The sequence below is a fragment of the Acidiferrobacter sp. SPIII_3 genome (assembly GCF_003184265.1).
In the GTDB taxonomy this organism is placed as follows: Bacteria; Pseudomonadota; Gammaproteobacteria; order Acidiferrobacterales; family Acidiferrobacteraceae; genus Acidiferrobacter.
On the sequence record NZ_CP027663.1, the window covers coordinates 3186155 to 3203400 of the forward strand.

At 64.8% G+C, this 17246-nt stretch carries 15 protein-coding genes; 3 read left to right on the forward strand and 12 right to left on the reverse strand.

Annotated elements, in window-relative coordinates:
- Positions 1-67 precede the first annotated feature (67 nt).
- Complete coding sequence (locus C4901_RS19640) at positions 68-316, forward strand: AbrB/MazE/SpoVT family DNA-binding domain-containing protein (protein ID WP_110138280.1); 249 nt, start codon at positions 68-70, stop codon at positions 314-316.
- Here the strand turns inward: C4901_RS19640 and C4901_RS16220 are convergent.
- Entirely contained in the window at positions 215-1567 is a 1353-nt protein-coding gene (locus C4901_RS16220; RefSeq protein WP_110138281.1) for an RNA-guided endonuclease TnpB family protein, read from the reverse strand. The genes C4901_RS19640 and C4901_RS16220 overlap by 102 nt on opposite strands.
- Before the next feature lie 356 nt (positions 1568-1923).
- On the opposite strand from C4901_RS16220, the gene C4901_RS16225 reads away from it, so the two are divergent.
- Positions 1924-2310, forward strand: coding sequence for a type II toxin-antitoxin system VapC family toxin (locus C4901_RS16225; protein WP_110138283.1), 387 nt, complete (start codon positions 1924-1926; stop codon positions 2308-2310).
- A gap of 792 nt (positions 2311-3102) precedes the next feature.
- Here C4901_RS16225 and C4901_RS16240 read toward each other — a convergent pair.
- The 8 genes from C4901_RS16240 to C4901_RS16275 all read right to left on the reverse strand — a co-directional run bounded on the left by C4901_RS16240 (position 3103) and on the right by C4901_RS16275 (position 9338).
- Positions 3103-4284, reverse strand: a complete 1182-nt coding sequence (locus C4901_RS16240) for a DUF3138 family protein (RefSeq protein WP_168185785.1) — start codon at positions 4282-4284, stop codon at positions 3103-3105.
- A 180-nt stretch (positions 4285-4464) separates the two neighbouring features.
- Positions 4465-5100, reverse strand: coding sequence for an urease accessory protein UreG (gene ureG, locus C4901_RS16245; protein ID WP_110138287.1), 636 nt, complete (start codon positions 5098-5100; stop codon positions 4465-4467).
- Entirely contained in the window at positions 5097-5783 is a 687-nt protein-coding gene (locus C4901_RS16250) for an urease accessory protein UreF (protein WP_110138288.1), read from the reverse strand. Before C4901_RS16250 ends, ureG begins: the two co-directional genes overlap by 4 nt.
- A complete protein-coding gene (ureE, locus tag C4901_RS16255) occupies positions 5761-6195 on the reverse strand; it encodes an urease accessory protein UreE (RefSeq protein WP_110138694.1) in 435 nt (144 codons plus the stop codon). Before ureE ends, C4901_RS16250 begins: the two co-directional genes overlap by 23 nt.
- A gap of 11 nt (positions 6196-6206) precedes the next feature.
- Positions 6207-7910 carry an urease subunit alpha gene (gene ureC / locus C4901_RS16260; protein ID WP_110138290.1) on the reverse strand — a complete coding sequence of 568 codons (1704 nt, stop codon included), beginning with the start codon at positions 7908-7910 and terminating at the stop codon, positions 6207-6209.
- Positions 7907-8218 (reverse strand): urease subunit beta, encoded by a 312-nt coding sequence (locus C4901_RS16265; RefSeq protein ID WP_110138292.1) that lies wholly within the window; start codon positions 8216-8218, stop codon positions 7907-7909. Before C4901_RS16265 ends, ureC begins: the two co-directional genes overlap by 4 nt.
- Positions 8219-8226: 8 nt before the next feature.
- Positions 8227-8529, reverse strand: a complete 303-nt coding sequence (locus C4901_RS16270; protein ID WP_065971343.1) for an urease subunit gamma — start codon at positions 8527-8529, stop codon at positions 8227-8229.
- A 14-nt stretch (positions 8530-8543) separates the two neighbouring features.
- Entirely contained in the window at positions 8544-9338 is a 795-nt protein-coding gene (locus tag C4901_RS16275) for an urease accessory protein UreD (protein WP_168185786.1), read from the reverse strand.
- A 779-nt stretch (positions 9339-10117) separates the two neighbouring features.
- Here C4901_RS16275 and C4901_RS16280 point away from each other — a divergent pair.
- The gene (locus tag C4901_RS16280; RefSeq protein WP_110138295.1) at positions 10118-11308 is read left to right on the forward strand and encodes an outer membrane beta-barrel protein; all 1191 of its coding nucleotides are present in this window, start codon (positions 10118-10120) and stop codon (positions 11306-11308) included.
- Between the two features lie 135 nt (positions 11309-11443).
- Here the strand turns inward: C4901_RS16280 and C4901_RS16285 are convergent, their stop codons facing one another.
- Genes C4901_RS16285 through C4901_RS16295 form a run of 3 tightly spaced genes read right to left on the reverse strand, consistent with a single transcriptional unit; the run spans position 11444 to position 17124 of the window.
- Complete coding sequence (locus tag C4901_RS16285) at positions 11444-14584, reverse strand: efflux RND transporter permease subunit (RefSeq protein ID WP_110138297.1); 3141 nt, start codon at positions 14582-14584, stop codon at positions 11444-11446.
- Positions 14577-15881 carry an efflux RND transporter periplasmic adaptor subunit gene (locus tag C4901_RS16290; protein WP_110138299.1) on the reverse strand — a complete coding sequence of 435 codons (1305 nt, stop codon included), beginning with the start codon at positions 15879-15881 and terminating at the stop codon, positions 14577-14579. The genes C4901_RS16285 and C4901_RS16290 overlap by 8 nt, the downstream gene beginning before the upstream one ends.
- Positions 15871-17124 (reverse strand): TolC family protein, encoded by a 1254-nt coding sequence (locus tag C4901_RS16295; RefSeq protein ID WP_205736085.1) that lies wholly within the window; start codon positions 17122-17124, stop codon positions 15871-15873. The genes C4901_RS16290 and C4901_RS16295 overlap by 11 nt, the downstream gene beginning before the upstream one ends.
- Positions 17125-17246: the final 122 nt, after the last annotated feature.

The following is a 17246-nucleotide window of genomic DNA, read 5'->3' on the forward strand; positions in this document are numbered from 1 at the left end:
CGGGCGAAATTGACACGATGTCGGCGCCGGCATAGGCCGAGGCCCATGTCTGGCAAGAAGGCTTTTTATGCGACCACGCCGCCACGTCCGCATTTTTCGTAATGGTCGGAATCAGACCATCCGCATCCCGCGAGAGTTCGAACTCGATGCCGACGAGGCCCTCTTGTATCGCGAGGATGACCGCTTGATCGTCGAGCCAGTCAACAACTCCGCCCTAATGGGCCATGCGGCCCACAATGAGGACGGAGCTTGCATCCAGACTCCACCGCAACTCCGCGTATCTCGAAAGACGCGCGGCTTTGGCTTCATCGCCTGATGCTTCAGGGACGGCTGACAATCGCCCCGTCCTCACCCAGTCTTGCCGGATGAGGAGCGTTCGCATACTGATGTTTCTTGCCGCCACTAAATCGGCATGGAGTGTATGACCACAATGAGCACAAACAAACAGCAGGCCGTTATTGGGTCGATTCTCCTTTCCGGTGTGCCCGCAAATAGAGCACCCCTGACTGGTGTAATCCGCGTCCACCCAAATCGGCACACCACCCGACAGCCGGGTTTTGTACGCGGTTTTGGCCTGCACATCCGCAAAACTCCAACTGCTGACCTTGCGGTTGGCCTTGCGCCGTTTCACCGAAGCCTTCTTCGAGCGGCGACGCTCGGTACGATTGCGGATATCCTTCAGCCACTCCAAACCCACCATCGCGTGTGGCTCCGCAATGGCCTTACTCACACAGTGCGCCGTATCCGCGTTCAGCCGTCTTTCTCGCAGCGCCAGTTTCCTCAAAACCGCTTTGGCCCCACGAGTGCCCTTCGCTTGCAGCGCACTCCGTGTACTGGCGGCATGTTCGGCCAAATGCCTCTGGTGCCCGCCGTGATAAAAACGACATTTGCCGCGTGTATTAGATTCCACCGCAATGTTGCGACGGTTCAGATCCACGCCTTTGACGGTGGTGATGCGGTCCATCGGCTTTTCGACCAGTGCCTTGTCGACGGAAACCAGCAGATACCACGCTTTGGAGACCGGGTCCTGCCAGAGCTTGGCGGCACCCAGGGTGATTCCCCGATCCGCCGTGTGCTCCAGCCAGTCCAGATGCCGGTTCCAGCCTTCGTAACGGCACCGAATTCTGCCGTTCAGAGTGCTGATGCTGACCGTCTGGTTTTTGCCCAGAGACCAGTCACGTTTGTGGTTCAGATTCACGGTCAGCGCGGTGAATTTCGGCGCTTTGTCCAGCCCCTTGTAGCGGCGCTTGGTCCAGCCCTTCGCTTTATGGGCAGCGTTGGATTTGGCGCGTTCCCACAACGTCTTGTAGGCCGCCGCCACTTGTCGCGGAGCATTGCAGGCCATTTGGGAGAGCAATCCGTACCGCTCCCGCAAATCCTGGTACACCAGCGTTTGCAGCTTCATGCCCTGCGACATCTTGCCATTGGCGAAAGCCACGGCGGATGCGTGATTCAGGGCATTACGGTACGCCAATGCCGTGCGCCGGACCGCGACGACCTGCTCCTTGTCCAGCAGCAATTTCAGTTTGCAGGTCAACGCCTGTGTGGTTGGCAATTCTTCGTCCATGTTCACAACGATACATGGTGGTTATTCAGTTGTGAAGCATCGCCGCTACGCGGCGGCGCTACGACCGAAGGAAGTCCCTGTGGGATCCCTCCCCGCCAACGATACATGGTGGTTATTCAGTTGTGAAGCATCGCCGCTACGCGGCGGCGCTACGACCGAAGGAAGTCCCTGTGGGATCCCTCCCCGCCCTGAATGGCGGGGATTCCCGCGCAAAATGGTTGAAACGTCCGGGCCTCCTCGCAACCCTCGCGAGGCTGAACACGCCCCCAACCCTTGAGGAGGAATTTCCGGACATCGATTCGGACCTTCCGCCGTTGGATGATAGTCTCTTGTGAGCGTGGCGCCACGTTATCTTTTTGGATACCAATATCCTCTCCGGATTGATACACCGTCCGCAAGGCGTGGTGACGCAAAAGATCGCGTCGCTAGGCGAACCGGCCATATGTACATCCCTCATCGTGGCTTGCGAACTCCGGTTCGGCGCCCGCAAGAAGGCGTCGCCTCGGCTATCCGAGCGTGTCGACGCCGTTCTGTCCGCCATGGAAGTCTTGCCCTTGCAGGCCCCGATCGACGGGATTTACGCGGATATTCGTTACCATCTGGCCACCACCGGCATGCTCATCGGATCCAATGAGATGCCCATGGCCGCGCACGCCCTGACGATAGAGGCGACCCTGGTTACGGCAAATATGGGCGAGTTCTCCCAGGTATCAGGATTACCCCTTGAGAACTGGCTGCCATGAGCAGATCGGCGGATCGCCGGGCCCTTTCATGATTTTCAAGACCTTGCATGCACAACGCCCCGCCCCGTCACCGGGGAAACTGGCACGGCGCGCGGCAACATGACCACTCGCGGGGTTCGCCGTCGGTTTCGGACAGGCGGGCCGTCGGGAGCGACGCCGGGCAATAGGCCCTCTTGCCACATCTTTTAAGTCAGTCTCTCGCGCCGCATGTATCCGGCAAGGATATTCCGAAAACCCATTGCGCCAGAGAACAGGCGGCACCAATCAGGATCATGCTCCAGCAGCGCTTCCGCGACTTCCGTGAACGCGCCGGGCAAGTACAGATACGCCAACACATTCGAGTCCCCGACAATCGCCGATGGCCTCGCTTCGTCAGCGCATCAATGTCGCGGGCATGAAACTTGGTACTCAATCCCGCCCGCCACTGGCGGGATTGAGCCAGCCGTTCAGCGGGAGTCACTTTGCTCGGGATGAACACGGTCTCGGCACACACGATGGCCTCGCTCCCTTCTTGCCGACCCGCGGTCTGACCGCTTGTGACCGGACACCGGAAGGCGCGCCGTGACCCGAACACAATCGGCTTACGGCCAGCAGGGCGGCGGGCCCGTATGCCTTGGTGCCCACGGCGCGAGCCTGGCCGTCCGACGACCCGGGCCTTTCGTGCGCCGATAAGGGGCGGCACGCATAAGGAAAGGGCAAGCCGCCCGCGGAGAAGCCGGCCTGCCCTGAAGGGGGCGCGTTACAAAAAAGACACCACAAGGCGCGTGTCTTACGCGTCCCCGCCCCTGCCTCTTAGAATGAATACACGATCTGCGCGGCCAGGACGTTGTTGCTCTTCTTGTAGCCTCCCGTGGCCGTATCCAGGAACAGGGCGCCGTTGGCGCGATCGTAGCGGTACTCGAACTTCACGATCGTGTCCTTGACGGGATAGAGCAGCAGATCGGCGGTGACCGCCTGGCGCACCGGGCCGTTGTTGACGCCAGGTGCCAGGGCCGAGGTCGGCGCGAAGCCGTCGTAGTAGTCCGCCAAAGCGACATGGCCGCCGTTCTTCTTGTCGTTCAGGTAGTCGTAACGCAATGTCGCGCCCACGAGCGGCGTGAACCGGTAGTTGGCGAGCAACGAGGTGCCGTACCACATGGCGTTGCCGCCATTGGCGGCCCCCGCGGTCTGATGACCGAGATCGAACTGCCAATTGAAGGTGGCGGCGCCCAGGGTGTAGGTGCCGTCGAAATCGTTATAGATCCGCGTGGTCTCAACCGCGGGATTGATGAGCATCGGGTTCTTGCCGATGGTGCCATAGAGCCCGAAACTCAAGTGGCTGGTGGGCGCCGCCGACACGCGGTACTCGAAGGTCGGGGCCTTGGTGGGAGCAGCGCTGCCGGTGTAAGCGGTGTTCCAGGAATTGCCGACCAGGGTCTGGACGGTCAGTATCCCCGAGGTGTAGCTCGCGCCCGCGCCCGTGAAGTAGCCCGGCTCACTGAAATCATAGAGCAGGTTGTGGGTGATGGTGAGCATCTGCGGCGAGGTCTCGAGCTCGTAGCCATCCCACGCGGGAACCTGCCCGGCGATGAAGTCGACGGTCTTGCTCACCGGCAGGGTCAGGATCGCGGCATTGATGATGCTGTTGGCGGCATGGGGAGTGGTAGCCGGACTTCCGAAGCTGCCGCCGTAGCCGCGCGTCGGCATGATCTGGATATCGATCGATCCGCCGTTGCCAAATTTTTTGTTGAAGTTGAGAAAGAGATCCCCGAAGGTGCTGTGATAATAATAGTATGGCGCGTTGCGATCAGCGAAAAAGAAGGAGCTCACCTGAGCATCCTGGTTATAGATATACGTCGGATCGATATAACCGGAGATCGAGATCCCGTCCACGGTCGCGGCGTTGTGGGTCGCGGCCATGGCCGGCACCACGCCCGCCATCATCGCCAACACGAGCGAGCGGCGGACGGTCTTTATGTGGTTCTTGATGTGCACTGGGTTCCTCCCCATTTGACTGTTCGAGGAGCCCCATCAGCAAGAACGGTGCCGCCATGACGGCGTGGGCGATAAACACCCTATTATACGTGGGCCGGAAGGCCCTTTATGGAAAAAGGCGGCTCGCGCGCCCGGTCTTTCCCGCCCCTTTTCAGGGCGGCGACGCAGCGCTTATGCCCTTTAACGGGGCAGCGCCGGCCGCAGGCCGCCTTCGCCTTCGATGAAGGCCACGACCGCGGACACGCCCTCCCCGGTCTTTAGGTTGGTGAAGACAAAGGGCCGCTCGCCGCGCATGCGCGCGGCATCGCGGCGCATGACGTCGAGAGAGGCCCCGACGTGGGGCGCCAGGTCGATCTTGTTGATGACGAGCAGGTCCGAGCGGGTGATCCCCGGGCCGCCCTTGCGCGGGATCTTGTCGCCGGCGGCGACGTCGATGACATAGAGGGTGAGGTCGGAGAGCTCGGGACTGAAGGTGGCGCTCAGATTGTCGCCCCCGCTTTCAATGAACAGGATCGCAAGGGCCGGGAAACGGCGCGTTAAGTCGAAGACCGCGGCGAGGTTCATGGAGGCATCCTCGCGGATCGCGGTATGGGGGCAACCCCCGGTCTCGACGCCCACGATCCGCTCGACGGGCAGGGCGCCGCTACGCATCAGGAACTCGGCGTCCTCCCGCGTGTAGATGTCATTGGTGACCACCGCGATATCGTGGCGCTCGCGCATCGCTTTGCACAAGGCGTCGACGAGCGCGGTCTTGCCGGAACCAACCGGTCCACCGACACCCACCCGCAAGGGCCCATGATCGCGGGGCGTGCTCATGACCGGAAGAGCCGCGTGTATTGGGTCTCGTGATGGGCGCAGGCGATGGCAAAACCCGGGGCCAGCGCGCCCAGGTCATCGTCGGCGATCCCCGGGGCACAGGTGACCGCGCGCGCAAGCGGTGTGAGCATCGCACTCAAGAGACGCTGGCCAGCGCTTTGCCCAAGCGGCACGGTCTTCAGGGCCGCCGCGACCTGATTCTCGAGCCACGACCAGGCATAGGCGGTCAACGCCGCCTGCTCGGAGAGACCCCAGGCGAGGCCCGCCGCGGCGAATCCCAAAGGGAGGCTTGGCGGGCAATCGGCCGCGCTGGCCTGCCGCGCCCACGGGTCGTCGCCCAAGAGCCGCAGAAGGCCCGCGCCCAGCATGCGGTCTTCATCGACGAGTTCGCGGGCCTCGCGGCTCGCCCGCAAATAGTGACTCCAGAACGAAAGCCGCGCGTGATCATGGGCCTCGAGCGCGCGGCGCAGGCGGCACACAAGCGGCAGGTCGAGGCGCGCGATGGCAAGCAGCAGGAGACCCTCTATCCAATCGCGCGCCGTGGGTTCATCCACCACCCAGCCCTTGGCGACCGCGGTCTCGAGCCCCTGGGAATAACTGTAGGCGCCGATGGGCAAGGCCGGGCTCGCAAGGCGCAGGGTCTGGCAGAGCACTACCGCGTCATTCATGATGGTGATGTCCATAGGCCCCGCCCTCCGGCTCGAACGGTCCGGTCCGGGCCGTCACCGAAAGCCCCAGCTGTCGGACCATGGCATCGAGCACGTGGTCTGCGAGATAAGCGACTGCCCCCACCTCGATCTGCACCGGGACGTGGCGGTTGCCGAGATGGTAGCAGGCGCGCGCCAGCGAGAGCGGCTCATCGCTCGCCGCCCGGCTGAGACATTCCGCGGCGGCACGCACCAGGATCACAAGCCCATCCTCGGCGCGCAACCGGTCGCCATCGCGCAGGGCCCGGCCGCGCGGCAGATCCAGATGCACCTCCCCGCCGTCATCGAGCACGGCACGCTGGCGGCTCTTCGCGCGCCGCTCGAAGGGCAGGGTCAGCACCGCCTGCCAGGGCGCGTTGGCATCGGCATGGCTCATCACCCGGCGCATGGCCTCCATGCCTAGAACAGGAAATAACGCTGCGCGAGCGGCAACTCCGCCGCCGGGTCGCAGTACAACAACACGCCATCGGCATAGACCTGGTAGGTCTGCGGATCGACCTCGATGCGCGGCAGGTAGTCATTGTGGGCCATGTCGGCCTTGCGCAAACCGCGGGTCTCCGACACCGGCGCCAACCGCCGCTTGAGGCCAAGGCGCGCACCTATGTCGCGATCGAGCGCCGCCTGTGAAACGAAGGTGAGACAGGTGGCCGCCGGCGCGAGCCCCAGGGCCCCGAACATCGGCCGATAGATGACCGGTTGCGGGGTCGGGATCGAGGCGTTGGCATCGCCCATCGGCGAGGCCGCGATCATGCCGCCCTTGATCACAAGCGAGGGCTTGACGCCGAAGAACGCCGGGCGCCAGAGCACGATGTCGGCAAGCTTGCCGGGTTCCAGCGAGCCCACCTCGCGGCTTATGCCGTGGGCCCGGGCCGGATTGATGGTGTATTTGGCGATGTAGCGTTTGACGCGCGCGTTGTCGTGGCGCACCCCATCGCCCGGCAAGACGCCGCGCTGCGCCTTCATCTTGTGCGCGGTCTGCCAGGTACGCATGATGACCTCGCCCACGCGGCCCATGGCCTGGGAGTCCGATGACATCATGCTGATCGCCCCCAGGTCCTGCAGGATATCCTCGGCGGCTATGGTCTCCGGGCGGATGCGCGACTCGGCAAAGGCCACATCCTCGGGGATCGCCGGGTCCAGATGATGACAGACCATGAGCATGTCCAGATGCTCATCGAGCGTGTTGACCGTGAAAGGCCGCGTCGGATTCGTGGACGAGGGCAGGACATTCGAATACCCGCAAACCTTGATGATGTCCGGGGCGTGACCGCCACCCGCCCCCTCGGTATGGTAGGTGTGGATGGTGCGGTCCCGGAACGCCGCGATCGTGTCATCGACGAATCCTGACTCGTTCAAGGTGTCGGTATGGATGGCCACCTGCACATCGTAACGCTCGGCGACACCGAGGCAGTTGTCGATCGACGAAGGTGTGGTCCCCCAGTCTTCATGCAGCTTGAGACCGATGGCCCCGGCCTCGATCTGCTCCTCCAGGGCCTTGGGCAGACTGGCGTTGCCCTTGCCCAGGAAACCGATATTCACCGGCATGTCCTCGATGGCGCCGAGCATCCGTTCCATGTGCCAGGGGCCAGGCGTGCAGGTCGTGGCATTGGTGCCGGCGGCGGGCCCGGTGCCGCCACCGATCAAGGTGGTGACGCCCGACATGAGGGCCTGCTCGACTTGCTGGGGACAAATGAAGTGGACATGGGCATCTATGGCCCCTGGCGTCGCAATCAGCCCCTCCCCGGCGATGATCTCCGTGCCCGGACCGATCGGGACCGTGACCCCGGGCTGCACATCACCATTCCCGGCCTTGCCGATGACCGCGATCCGGCCCCCCTTCAGGCCGATATCACCCTTGACGATGCCGCGATGGTCGACGATCAAGGCGTTGGTGATCACCGTATCCATGGCATGCGCGCAGTCATACTGGCCCTGACCTTGTCCATCGCGGATCACCTTGCCCCCGCCGAACTTCACCTCCTCGCCGTAGATCGCATGATCATGCTCGACCTCGATCCACAGATCGGTGTCGGCGAGCTGCACGCGGTCACCGACCGTGGGTCCGTAGAGCGCGGCATAGGCCTTGCGCGGGATATCGATCATGCGTCGAGCTCCCCCATCACCAGGCCCCGAAAACCGAACACACGCCGCAAACCCTCGTAGGGGATAAGCTCCACCTCGCGGCTCTGTCCCGGCTCGAAACGCAGGGCGGTCCCCGCGGGGATGTTGAGACGACAGCCGCGGCTTAGGGCGCGGTCGAACACCAGCGCCTCGTTCGTCTCGTAGAAATGATAATGGGATCCGACCTGGATCGGGCGGTCGCCGCGATTGGCCACCGTAAGGCGCGTCGACACGCGCCCGCCGTTCAGGCGCACATCATGACCCGCGGTATCGATCTCGCCTACCGTCATTGCGCCTCTCACAAGATGGGGTTGTGCACGGTCACAAGCTTGGTACCGTCGGGAAAGGTGGCCTCGACCTGCACCTCCCCCACCATGTCGGCCACGCCCGGCATGACGTCTTCGCGGGTAAGTATCGTGGTCCCGTAGCTCATGAGATCGGCCACGCTACGCCCGTCGCGCGCGCCCTCGAGCAGCGCCGCGCTGATGAAGGCCACGGCCTCGGGATAGTTCAGCTTCAGGCCGCGCGCGCGCCGCCGTTCGGCGACCAGCGCCGCGGTGAAGATCAAAAGCTTATCCCGTTCCTGGGGCAGCAAATCCATCGCGTCGATCCCGTCTAGGTTTGCCAGATCCTCGGCTCACAGGCGCCCACACCGAAATGCGCGCGCCGAACGATATGCCACGCCCGCGTCAGCGCATCGCGGGCGCGCTGCGCACTTTCGCCAAGGTAGCGGACAACGAGTATGTCGCCATTCTCACTGAACGACAAGGGCTCGGGGCCGTCGCGACACATGGCGCGCAGCGCGGCGGCATCGAATTCGCCCATTTTAGTGCAAACGAAGGTCGCGTAGACGCAGGCGCCGCCAAGGCCGTATTTTTGCCGGAGAACCGCGGAGCCGCCCTCATAAACGGCATGCTCCACCCACAACGGGAGGCCCTCGCGCCAGACACTGAAACGCTGATCGAAGACCCCCGATACGAACGGCTCATGGCTTGCCGGACGCCCGAGACACACGATATCCCAGCCGGCGAAGGACGCTCCCGCACCGAGGTCTATGCGTAGGGTGCTTTGCACGCGCGCCTCATGAAACACAATCGCCTCCATCGGCAGCCACTCGAGACGCGCGCCCGCCTCGAGCGTGAAGAGCATCCGTTGGCGCACGAATGGTCCCAACGATTTGTAAAATTTCGTGGCGGCGGGCGTCGTGAGCAACGCTTCAGCATCACGCTCGCAATGCACATCGAGGATCTGGCGGTCACCCCCGACATAACCGCCCGGTGGGTGCAGGACATAGGCATGCACGCATTCCGGGCCTTCCGGATAAAATGGACGCTGCACGCGCGCGGGCCCATGGTGGCGATTGGCGACAAGCGCGGTGCGCAACCCCTGGCGGGCAAAGCGCAGGGCCAAGGATGCATCCCATCCACCATCCGAGTTTCGCATGTCACCTTCCCCCGCGCGATGCATGGGACGGCGGCGGCGCGTCACCGCGCGCCCGTCCTGATAAAGTCGACGGGAAATTCGCAGGAGCGCCATGCCCGACGGCGGCACCGTGCAACCATTCCCTCGCGGGCCCTAAGAAAATCACCGCCGCGCCCTATCCGCCCCCAAACGGCGCGCGCCGCTCATGAAGGCCCTCGCGGTTTGAAGTCTGCTGCGCTGTTTATGGGCAAGGGAATCCATGGTTGCACCATAGTGGGGCGTACGACCCGCCCTCGCGGTCCCCGAGGTCCACGGCCTCCATGCCGACCCATCGGCAAGAACCCTCTATGGCCACCGCGCCCTCCATTGAGGAGGCGCTTACGTCATCACGCGAAAGGGGCCATCAAAGCAGACTCGTCGGCGCGACTCAAGTCTTTGTGCGTCCCCGGGCAATGTGTTTCCGGAACGATTATTGCAGGAGCTGCCGCGACAGTATGCGCCGCCGGGCAAGCCCGAGGTGGGCTGAGAGATGCTTCAGGTGCTTGGTACTTGCCAAAACCGGCGCCGACGGTATCCTTCGCGTTCCGCCGCGAGGCGCTACCGTTTTGGGAGGGAACCCAAGGATTCCAAGCGGTCCGCGTCTCGGCGAGACCGTCCCAGGGACGAGACACCATAAACAGGCGCCTCGGGAAACCATGGTAAATGGACGAGGCACGCGCCATCCAGGGCGCCTTGACAATTAGAGTTCGACAACGAGGAAGGACATCATGCGTAAATCACTGTTGGCGGTACCGGTCGCACTGTGCGGGCTTGGCCTTGCCGCCCCCCATGCCCATGCCACCCTGAACCCGCCCAAGGCCATCAACTTTTCCGCCGGGCCGCTCGGGACGCTGTCGGCGGAGGGCGTATTGAGCGCCGCCGGCACCTGGCAGAGCAATCCCGTGGGGCTCACCGGCCCGGCGGCCTACGGCACCGATCGCCATACGCGGCTCGATATCACCAACGCCGAGATGATCCTGCAGAAGACCACCGGTCTCGTGCAGTTCTTCGTCATGGCCGGCTCCTACAACTTCCCGACCCTCGGCGAACCGATACTGCCCACCCCTTCAGTGCCCTACTACTACTACGGGGCGGTGCCGGAGGCCTATATCACGCTCGCCCCGACCAGCCACTTCTCGGTGGAGGTCGGCAAGCTCCCGACCCTCATGGGCGGCGAGTACACCTGGAGTTGGATGAACCAGAACATCGAGCGCGGCCTGCTGTGGAACAGCGAGAACGCGGTGAGCCGCGGGGCGCAGGTCAACTACTCGATGGGACCGGTGAGCGCCTCGCTATCGTTCAACGACGGCTACTACTCCAACCACTATAACGTCCTGACCGGGCTCTTTAGCTACGCCCTGAACAAGAACAACACCGCCTCGGTGTTCTTCTATCACCACTTCGGCTCGACTGTCATCAACGATACGACGCTGAACCACGTCTACGCCGCGCCGGAGAACCTCGACAACAGCGACATCTACAACCTGCTCTATACCGCCAAGGTCGGCGCGCTCACCGTGTCGCCCTATCTGCAGTACATCTACGCCCCGAGCTCGGTGAAGCTCGGGCCGGGCTACACCCACTCCGATCACGCCTTCGGGGCGGCGCTGCTTGCCAACTACCACTTCACCCCCATGTGGTCGACGGCCGCGCGCGCCGAGTACGAGACCAGTACCGGCAACCCGGCGGGCACCGGCACCGGCACCAATGGCGGCTTCACCAACAACAACCTGTTGGGCTACGGCCCCGGCGCCAAGGCCTGGTCGTTCACGGTCACCCCGACCTTCCAGGACAAGGGCTTCTTCACCCGTGTCGAGCTGTCTTATGTGCGCGTCACGCACAGCACGGCAGCCTTCGGTGCGGCCGGCACCGCCCCCAACCAGGTGCGCGGCATGATCGAAACCGGGCTCACGTTCTAGACCTTACAGGCGCGGCGGGTCGGTACTGCCCGACCCGCACGCCGGCCGGTCCTTGTGAGAAAGGCCAGGGCGCGACACTGTCGCGCCCTTTTTTGCCCCGCGACACCACCTCTCGTCCGGGCATCCCGTCATGACCTAGCGGGTCTTGTCGTCATCGGTATGCCCTCCGCGCCGCCCCAAGCGCCGTCGTTGCCACAAGGCATAGAGGGCCGGGACCACGAGCAGCGCCAGGAGCGCCGCGCTGAACATGCCGCCGACGATGGGCGCGGCGATGCGTTTCATGACATCGGCGCCGGCCCCGTGACTGAACATGATGGGCAAGAGCCCGCCGACCACGAGCGTCAGGGTCATAGCCAGGGGTCTCAACCTCAGCATGGTGCCCTCCATCACCGCAAGCCGCAGGTCATGCCAGGTCTTCAAGGCATCGCGCGCGCGGTGCCGGGCCAAGGCCTGATCGAGATAGAGGAGCATCACGACCCCGAACTCGGCGGCCACCCCGGCCTGGGCGATGAAGCCCACGGCCACCGCCACCGATAGCTTGTAGCCGAGCCAGTAGACGAGCCAAAACCCGCCCACCAGCGACAAGGGGAGGGTCAGCAGGATGATGGCCGCCTCCGTCCAGCTTTGGAATATGAAGTACAAGAGCAGCGCGATCAGTATCAGCACCGCCGGGATGACCAGTTCGAGGCGCTGGTCGGCGCGGCGCATGACCTTGTATTCGCCCACCCATGATACGGTGTAGCCGGCCGGCAAGGCGCCGTCGCGGGCGATGGCGTGCCGCGCGCGCGCCACATACTGGCTTATGCTGGTCCCGGGGGCGAGATCGATGTAGACCCAGTTGCTTAAACGTCCATCGTCGCTCGTCAGCATCGGCGGTCCACCCTCGATGCGGATGCGGGCCACTTGACCCAAGGGGATCTGGGCGCCACCGGGGGCGGCCACGCGGCTTGCGGCAAGCGCCGCCAGTGACTGGCGCAATCGCCGTGGGTAGCGCAGTACCACCGGGAACCGGCGCAGTCCATCAACGGCGGTGGTCAGCGTGGCGCCGCCGATGGCGGTCTCAACTAGGCGGTTCACGTCCGCGACCGACAGGCCGTAGCGTGCCGCCCGGGCACGGTCGGTATGCACGACGATATAGCGCCCACCGGTCACGCGCGAGGCATAGGCGGATTCGGTTCCGGGGACCTTCTGCAGGGCCCCCTGGATACGTCGGCCGAGCCTCGCCAAGACAGCCAGCCGCGGGCCCGCGATCTTGATCCCAAGCGGGGTGGTAAGCCCGGTCGTGACCATGTCCACGCGGTTCTTGATGGGCTGGGTCCAGACGATGGACAGACCCGGGATATCGAGGGCCCGGGTCATGGCATCCTGAAGGCGGTGCAAGGTCATGCCCGCCGGCCAGCGTGATCGCCGCCGCAAGGTCACGGTGGTGTCGAACATGGGCAATGGGGCCTGATCGGTTGCGGTCTGCGCGCGCCCGGCCTGCCCGAAGACGGTCTTGACCTCGGGGAAGGTCTTCAGGATACGGTCGGTCTGCTGCAGAACCTGTCCGACCTCGCCGATCGAGACCGCCGGGTTCTGAAAGACGGGCATGTAGAGCAAGGTGCCTTCGTTCAGCGGCGGCATGAACTGCGACCCCAGGCGACTAAGGGGATAGAGGATGGTGAGGGTCAGCAGCAGCGCCACGACAAGGATGAGACGCGGGGCCGAAAGGACCATGCGGATCATTGGCGCATAGAGCGCGGCCAGGAACCGGTTCAGGGGATTTTTGTGTTCCGGGGGGATGTGTCCGCGAATGAACCAAGCCATGAGGATGGGCACGAGCGTGATGGAGAGCACCGCCGCCACCGCCACCGCATAGGTCTTGGTGTAGGCCAGCGGGGCGAACAGCCGGCCTTCCTCGCCGCCTAAGGCGAAGATCGGCAGAAACGCCACGGCGATGATCACAAGCGAGAAGAACAACGCCGGGCCAACCTCCTGCGAGGCCAGGAGGGCCGCCGTCCAGGGACCGGTGTCCGGTTCGCGCTCGAGGTGCTTATGCATGTTTTCGATCATCACGACCACCGCGTCCATCATCACGCCTATGGCGATGGCGATACCCCCCAAGGACATGATATTGGCGGGGATCCCCTGCAGCCACATGATCACAAAGGCAATCAGGATACCGAGCGGCAGGGCCACGATCGCCACCAGCGCCGAGCGCACGCGCCACAAAAAGATCAACGCGATGAGCGCCACGGCGGCGATCTCCTCAACGAGCTTTCCCGTCAGGGTGTGGATGCTGCGCGCGATGAGCGGCGCCTGGCTGTAGGTGGTGACCACCCGGACGCCGGGCGGCAGGGAGGTGCGCAGCGCCCGCAGCTTGCGCTCGATGCGATGAATGACGAGGTCGGCGTTACCACCCTGGTCCATCATGACGATCCCGCCCACGACCGGCCCCTCGCCGTTCAACTCCGCGAGGCCATTGGCGAGCTCGGGCCCGCGCTGGATACGCGCGACATCGCCGAGCATGACCGGCACGCCGTCGTGCACCCCGAGCGGGGCGCGCGCCAGATCCTCGAGCGAATGGATATAGCCCGAGGTGCGCACGATATAGCCCGTCGATCCCATATCCACGACCGACCCGCTGGTCTCGCCGTTGGCGGCGCGGATCGCGGCCTCCACCTGCGGCAGGGTCACCCCATAGGCGAGCAGCTTCTGCGGGTTCACCACCACCTGATACTCGGAGACCATGCCCCCCAGGGTCGCGACCTGGGCGACACCGGGGACGGCCTGGAGGGCGTACTTCAGGGTCCAGTTTTGCAAGGTCGTAAGCTGCGCGAGGTTCTCGGTCCCGCCAGGATCGGTAAGGGCGTATTCGAATATCCAGTCGACCCCCGAGCTATTGGGTCCGATCGCCGGTACGACCCCGGGCGGTAATCGTGACTGCGCCTGGCTCAGATACTGGAGCACAAGGTTGCGCGCCTGGTAGATGCGCGTGCCGCCCTTGAAGAGCACATAGACATAGGAGTCGCCGAACATGGAGTAGCCGCGCACCGCGGTTGCCCCCGGCACCTCCTGGAGCGTCGTCTCCAGGGGATAGGTCACCTGATCCTGCACCACCTGCGGGGCCTGCCCGGGATAGCGGGTCTTGACAATGACCTCGGCCGGTGAGATGTCCGGTAAGGCCTCCAGGGGGATATGGGTCAAGGCCAGGATTCCGGCGATAAGCAGGAAGCCGGTGGCGATCAGCACCAACACCGGATTCGTGATACACCAACGCATCACGGCCTTAATCATGGCGCACCCCGCCCTTGGTCGACGCCAAGTCGTGTCTTCCAGGACCCCCGGCCGTCTGCGCCGGCAGCATGCGCGCCTGCACGGCCTGGAACTGGGACTCGGAATACAGCAGGAACTGCGCGGCATCGACCACCTTTTCGCCGGCGCTAAGGCCGCGCCTTATGACCGTCCAGCCGCGACTCGAGGGCCCGAGCGTCACCTGCACCGGCAAGAAGTGTCCCTGGCCGCTACCGATCATGACGAAATCGCCGCGCCGGGTACGCAATACGGCGCTCGCGGGGACCGCCAAGGCCTGGCGCGGATGGGTCAGCACGGTCGCTTCGGCGTACATGCCGGGTCGCAGGAGTCCGCCTTGCGCCGGGACACTGAGTCGCGCGGTCACCGTGCGCGTCTTGGGATCGAGCGTCGGGTAGAGGAATGTCACACGGCCCGCCCATACCCGTCCCGGATAGGCTGGGAGCGTGAGGCGCACGGGGTCACCGATCCGCACCCATGGCAGCTGCGAGGCGTAGATCGCGACGTTCACCCACACGCGGTCGAGGTTGGTGATGCGCATGAAATCATGACGTGGCGAGACATGGCCGCCCTGATGGACACCGAGGCGTTGCACCACCCCGGAGACAGGCGCCGTCACCGGAACGTAGCGCAGCGGCCGCCCGCGCCGATCGAGCGCCCGTATGTCCGCGCGGGTCAGTCCGAGCAGGCGCAGGCGCTCGCGCGCGGCAAGCCCCAGGCGCGCGTTGCCGGCGATACCTCGAACCCCTCGGGCAATGAAATATTCGCGCTCGGCGGCATACAGGGCCGGCGCGTAGACCCATGCCAGGACCTCCCCGCTACGCACCGGATCACCCACGGCGCGCGCATTGAGGCGCTCCACCCACCCCGAGAACCGCGGATTGATGGCATAGACCCGATTTTCGTCGACCACGACGGTCCCCACGGTATGGATGGGACGGCCCATCGGCCGAAGTCGTACCGAAACCAGGCGGACACCGAGACTTTGCCGAAGACGCGGGTTGATCGCGAGCCCCGGATGGCTGGTGGCCTTCACGCTCGGCGCATAGACCGGTGTATAGGCCATGCCCATATTGTCCTTCATGGGGTGATCCGCATGAATGCTCGGGTTCATGGGGTTCGCCCAATACAGGATGCGGCGCTTGGCCTTGGCCATCGATCGCGGCGCCGGCGTGGCCTTTGGAGGGGCACCGGGGGACGACGCCGTGACATACCAGACCGCCCCCACGGCGGCCGCGATACCCGCACCCGCGACCAGCAAACCTTTCCACTTATTGGCCATTGCCGTATCCCCCCGATCGTTGTGTCGTCAGCCAATCGATCTCGGCCGCCACGGTTTCGAGATCCTTGCGCTCACTGAGGCGCAAGAGCGCGTACTTCAGGACCCGCTTCTGGGCGGCCAGGGCCGCAGTCATGCCAAGACGCCCGGCGGCATAGGAATCCAGGGCCGCGGAGAAGGCCGCCCGCGCCGTCGGCAGGAGCGACCTCTGGGTGCGCGCAAGCTCGCGCTTCAAGGCGGCATGGAGGGACTCAGCGCTGCGCAAGCGCCGTGTCAGGGCGAGGCTCTGGTCCTCGTAACGGTAGCGCGCCTCCAGACTGCGGGCGCGCGCGGCATCAAGCCTCTGATCCTGGCGTTCGGCCGGGAAGATCGGCAGACTGAAAGAAAGACCTACCGACAACCAATTGGGGCTACCGGGGAAAAAGTCCTTGCCATAGGCGGCCTTGACCGTGATCGCCGGCCAATAAGCGCTCTTGGCGATGCCGACCGCGGCGCGCGCCGCGCGCCATTCATCGCGCGCCGCAAGCAGCGAGGGCTGACGGGCCACGCGGCCGGTGGCGGTCGCGGGACCGGGGGCGGGCAAGACCGGCCACCGGGTGGCGAGCGCCGGGGGCCGGGGGCGCGCCAGGATCTGGGCGATACGCGCACGCGCGGCCGCGCCGCTCGCATGAAAACGGTCGGCGCGATTGCGCAGGGCGTCGACGGCGAGCTCGGCGCGCAGGACATCGGTCAGGGAGGCGCGGCCGGCGCGATAACGGGCACGGGCGGCGGCAAGGGTCTCCCGGGCGAGGCCCTCCTCGCGCGCAATGGCCGCCACCGCCCTATGGGCGTAAAGGGTCGCAAACCAGGCCTGGCGCAACAGGAAAACGATCTCGGCGCGCCGCTCGTAGCCGTTCTCGATGGCGGCGCGCGTCGTGAAGGCGGCCTTGCGACGCCGGGCGGTAAGCGCGCCCCACGCCGGAAAGGCCTGGCTCACCCCGAACTGGACGACGCTCATCTGCTGCTGACTCATCGAAAAATTGTCTAGCGGCACGTTCTGCGCACCGAGCGACAGTCGCGGGTCCGGCAGCTGCCCCACGGCCACCGCCTCGTGACGGAGGCCGACCACCGCCTGACGCAAACCCTCGAGGCTTGGGTTTACGCGCACCGCCAAGGCCTCGGCCTGCGACAGACTCAAACGCCGGGCGGCATCGGCGGAGGCGCAATGACCAAGACCCAGGGCCGTCGCCACGAGCAGGACGAACACCAGGACTGCGCGTGGGGCGTCGACTACGGGATGGGCGGTTGGCGGGCACGGGCGGTTGCGTAAATGGCAGTCTGCGGTCCTGCCACAACGGAATCGGCGGCGGTACGGGGACGTATCGCCGG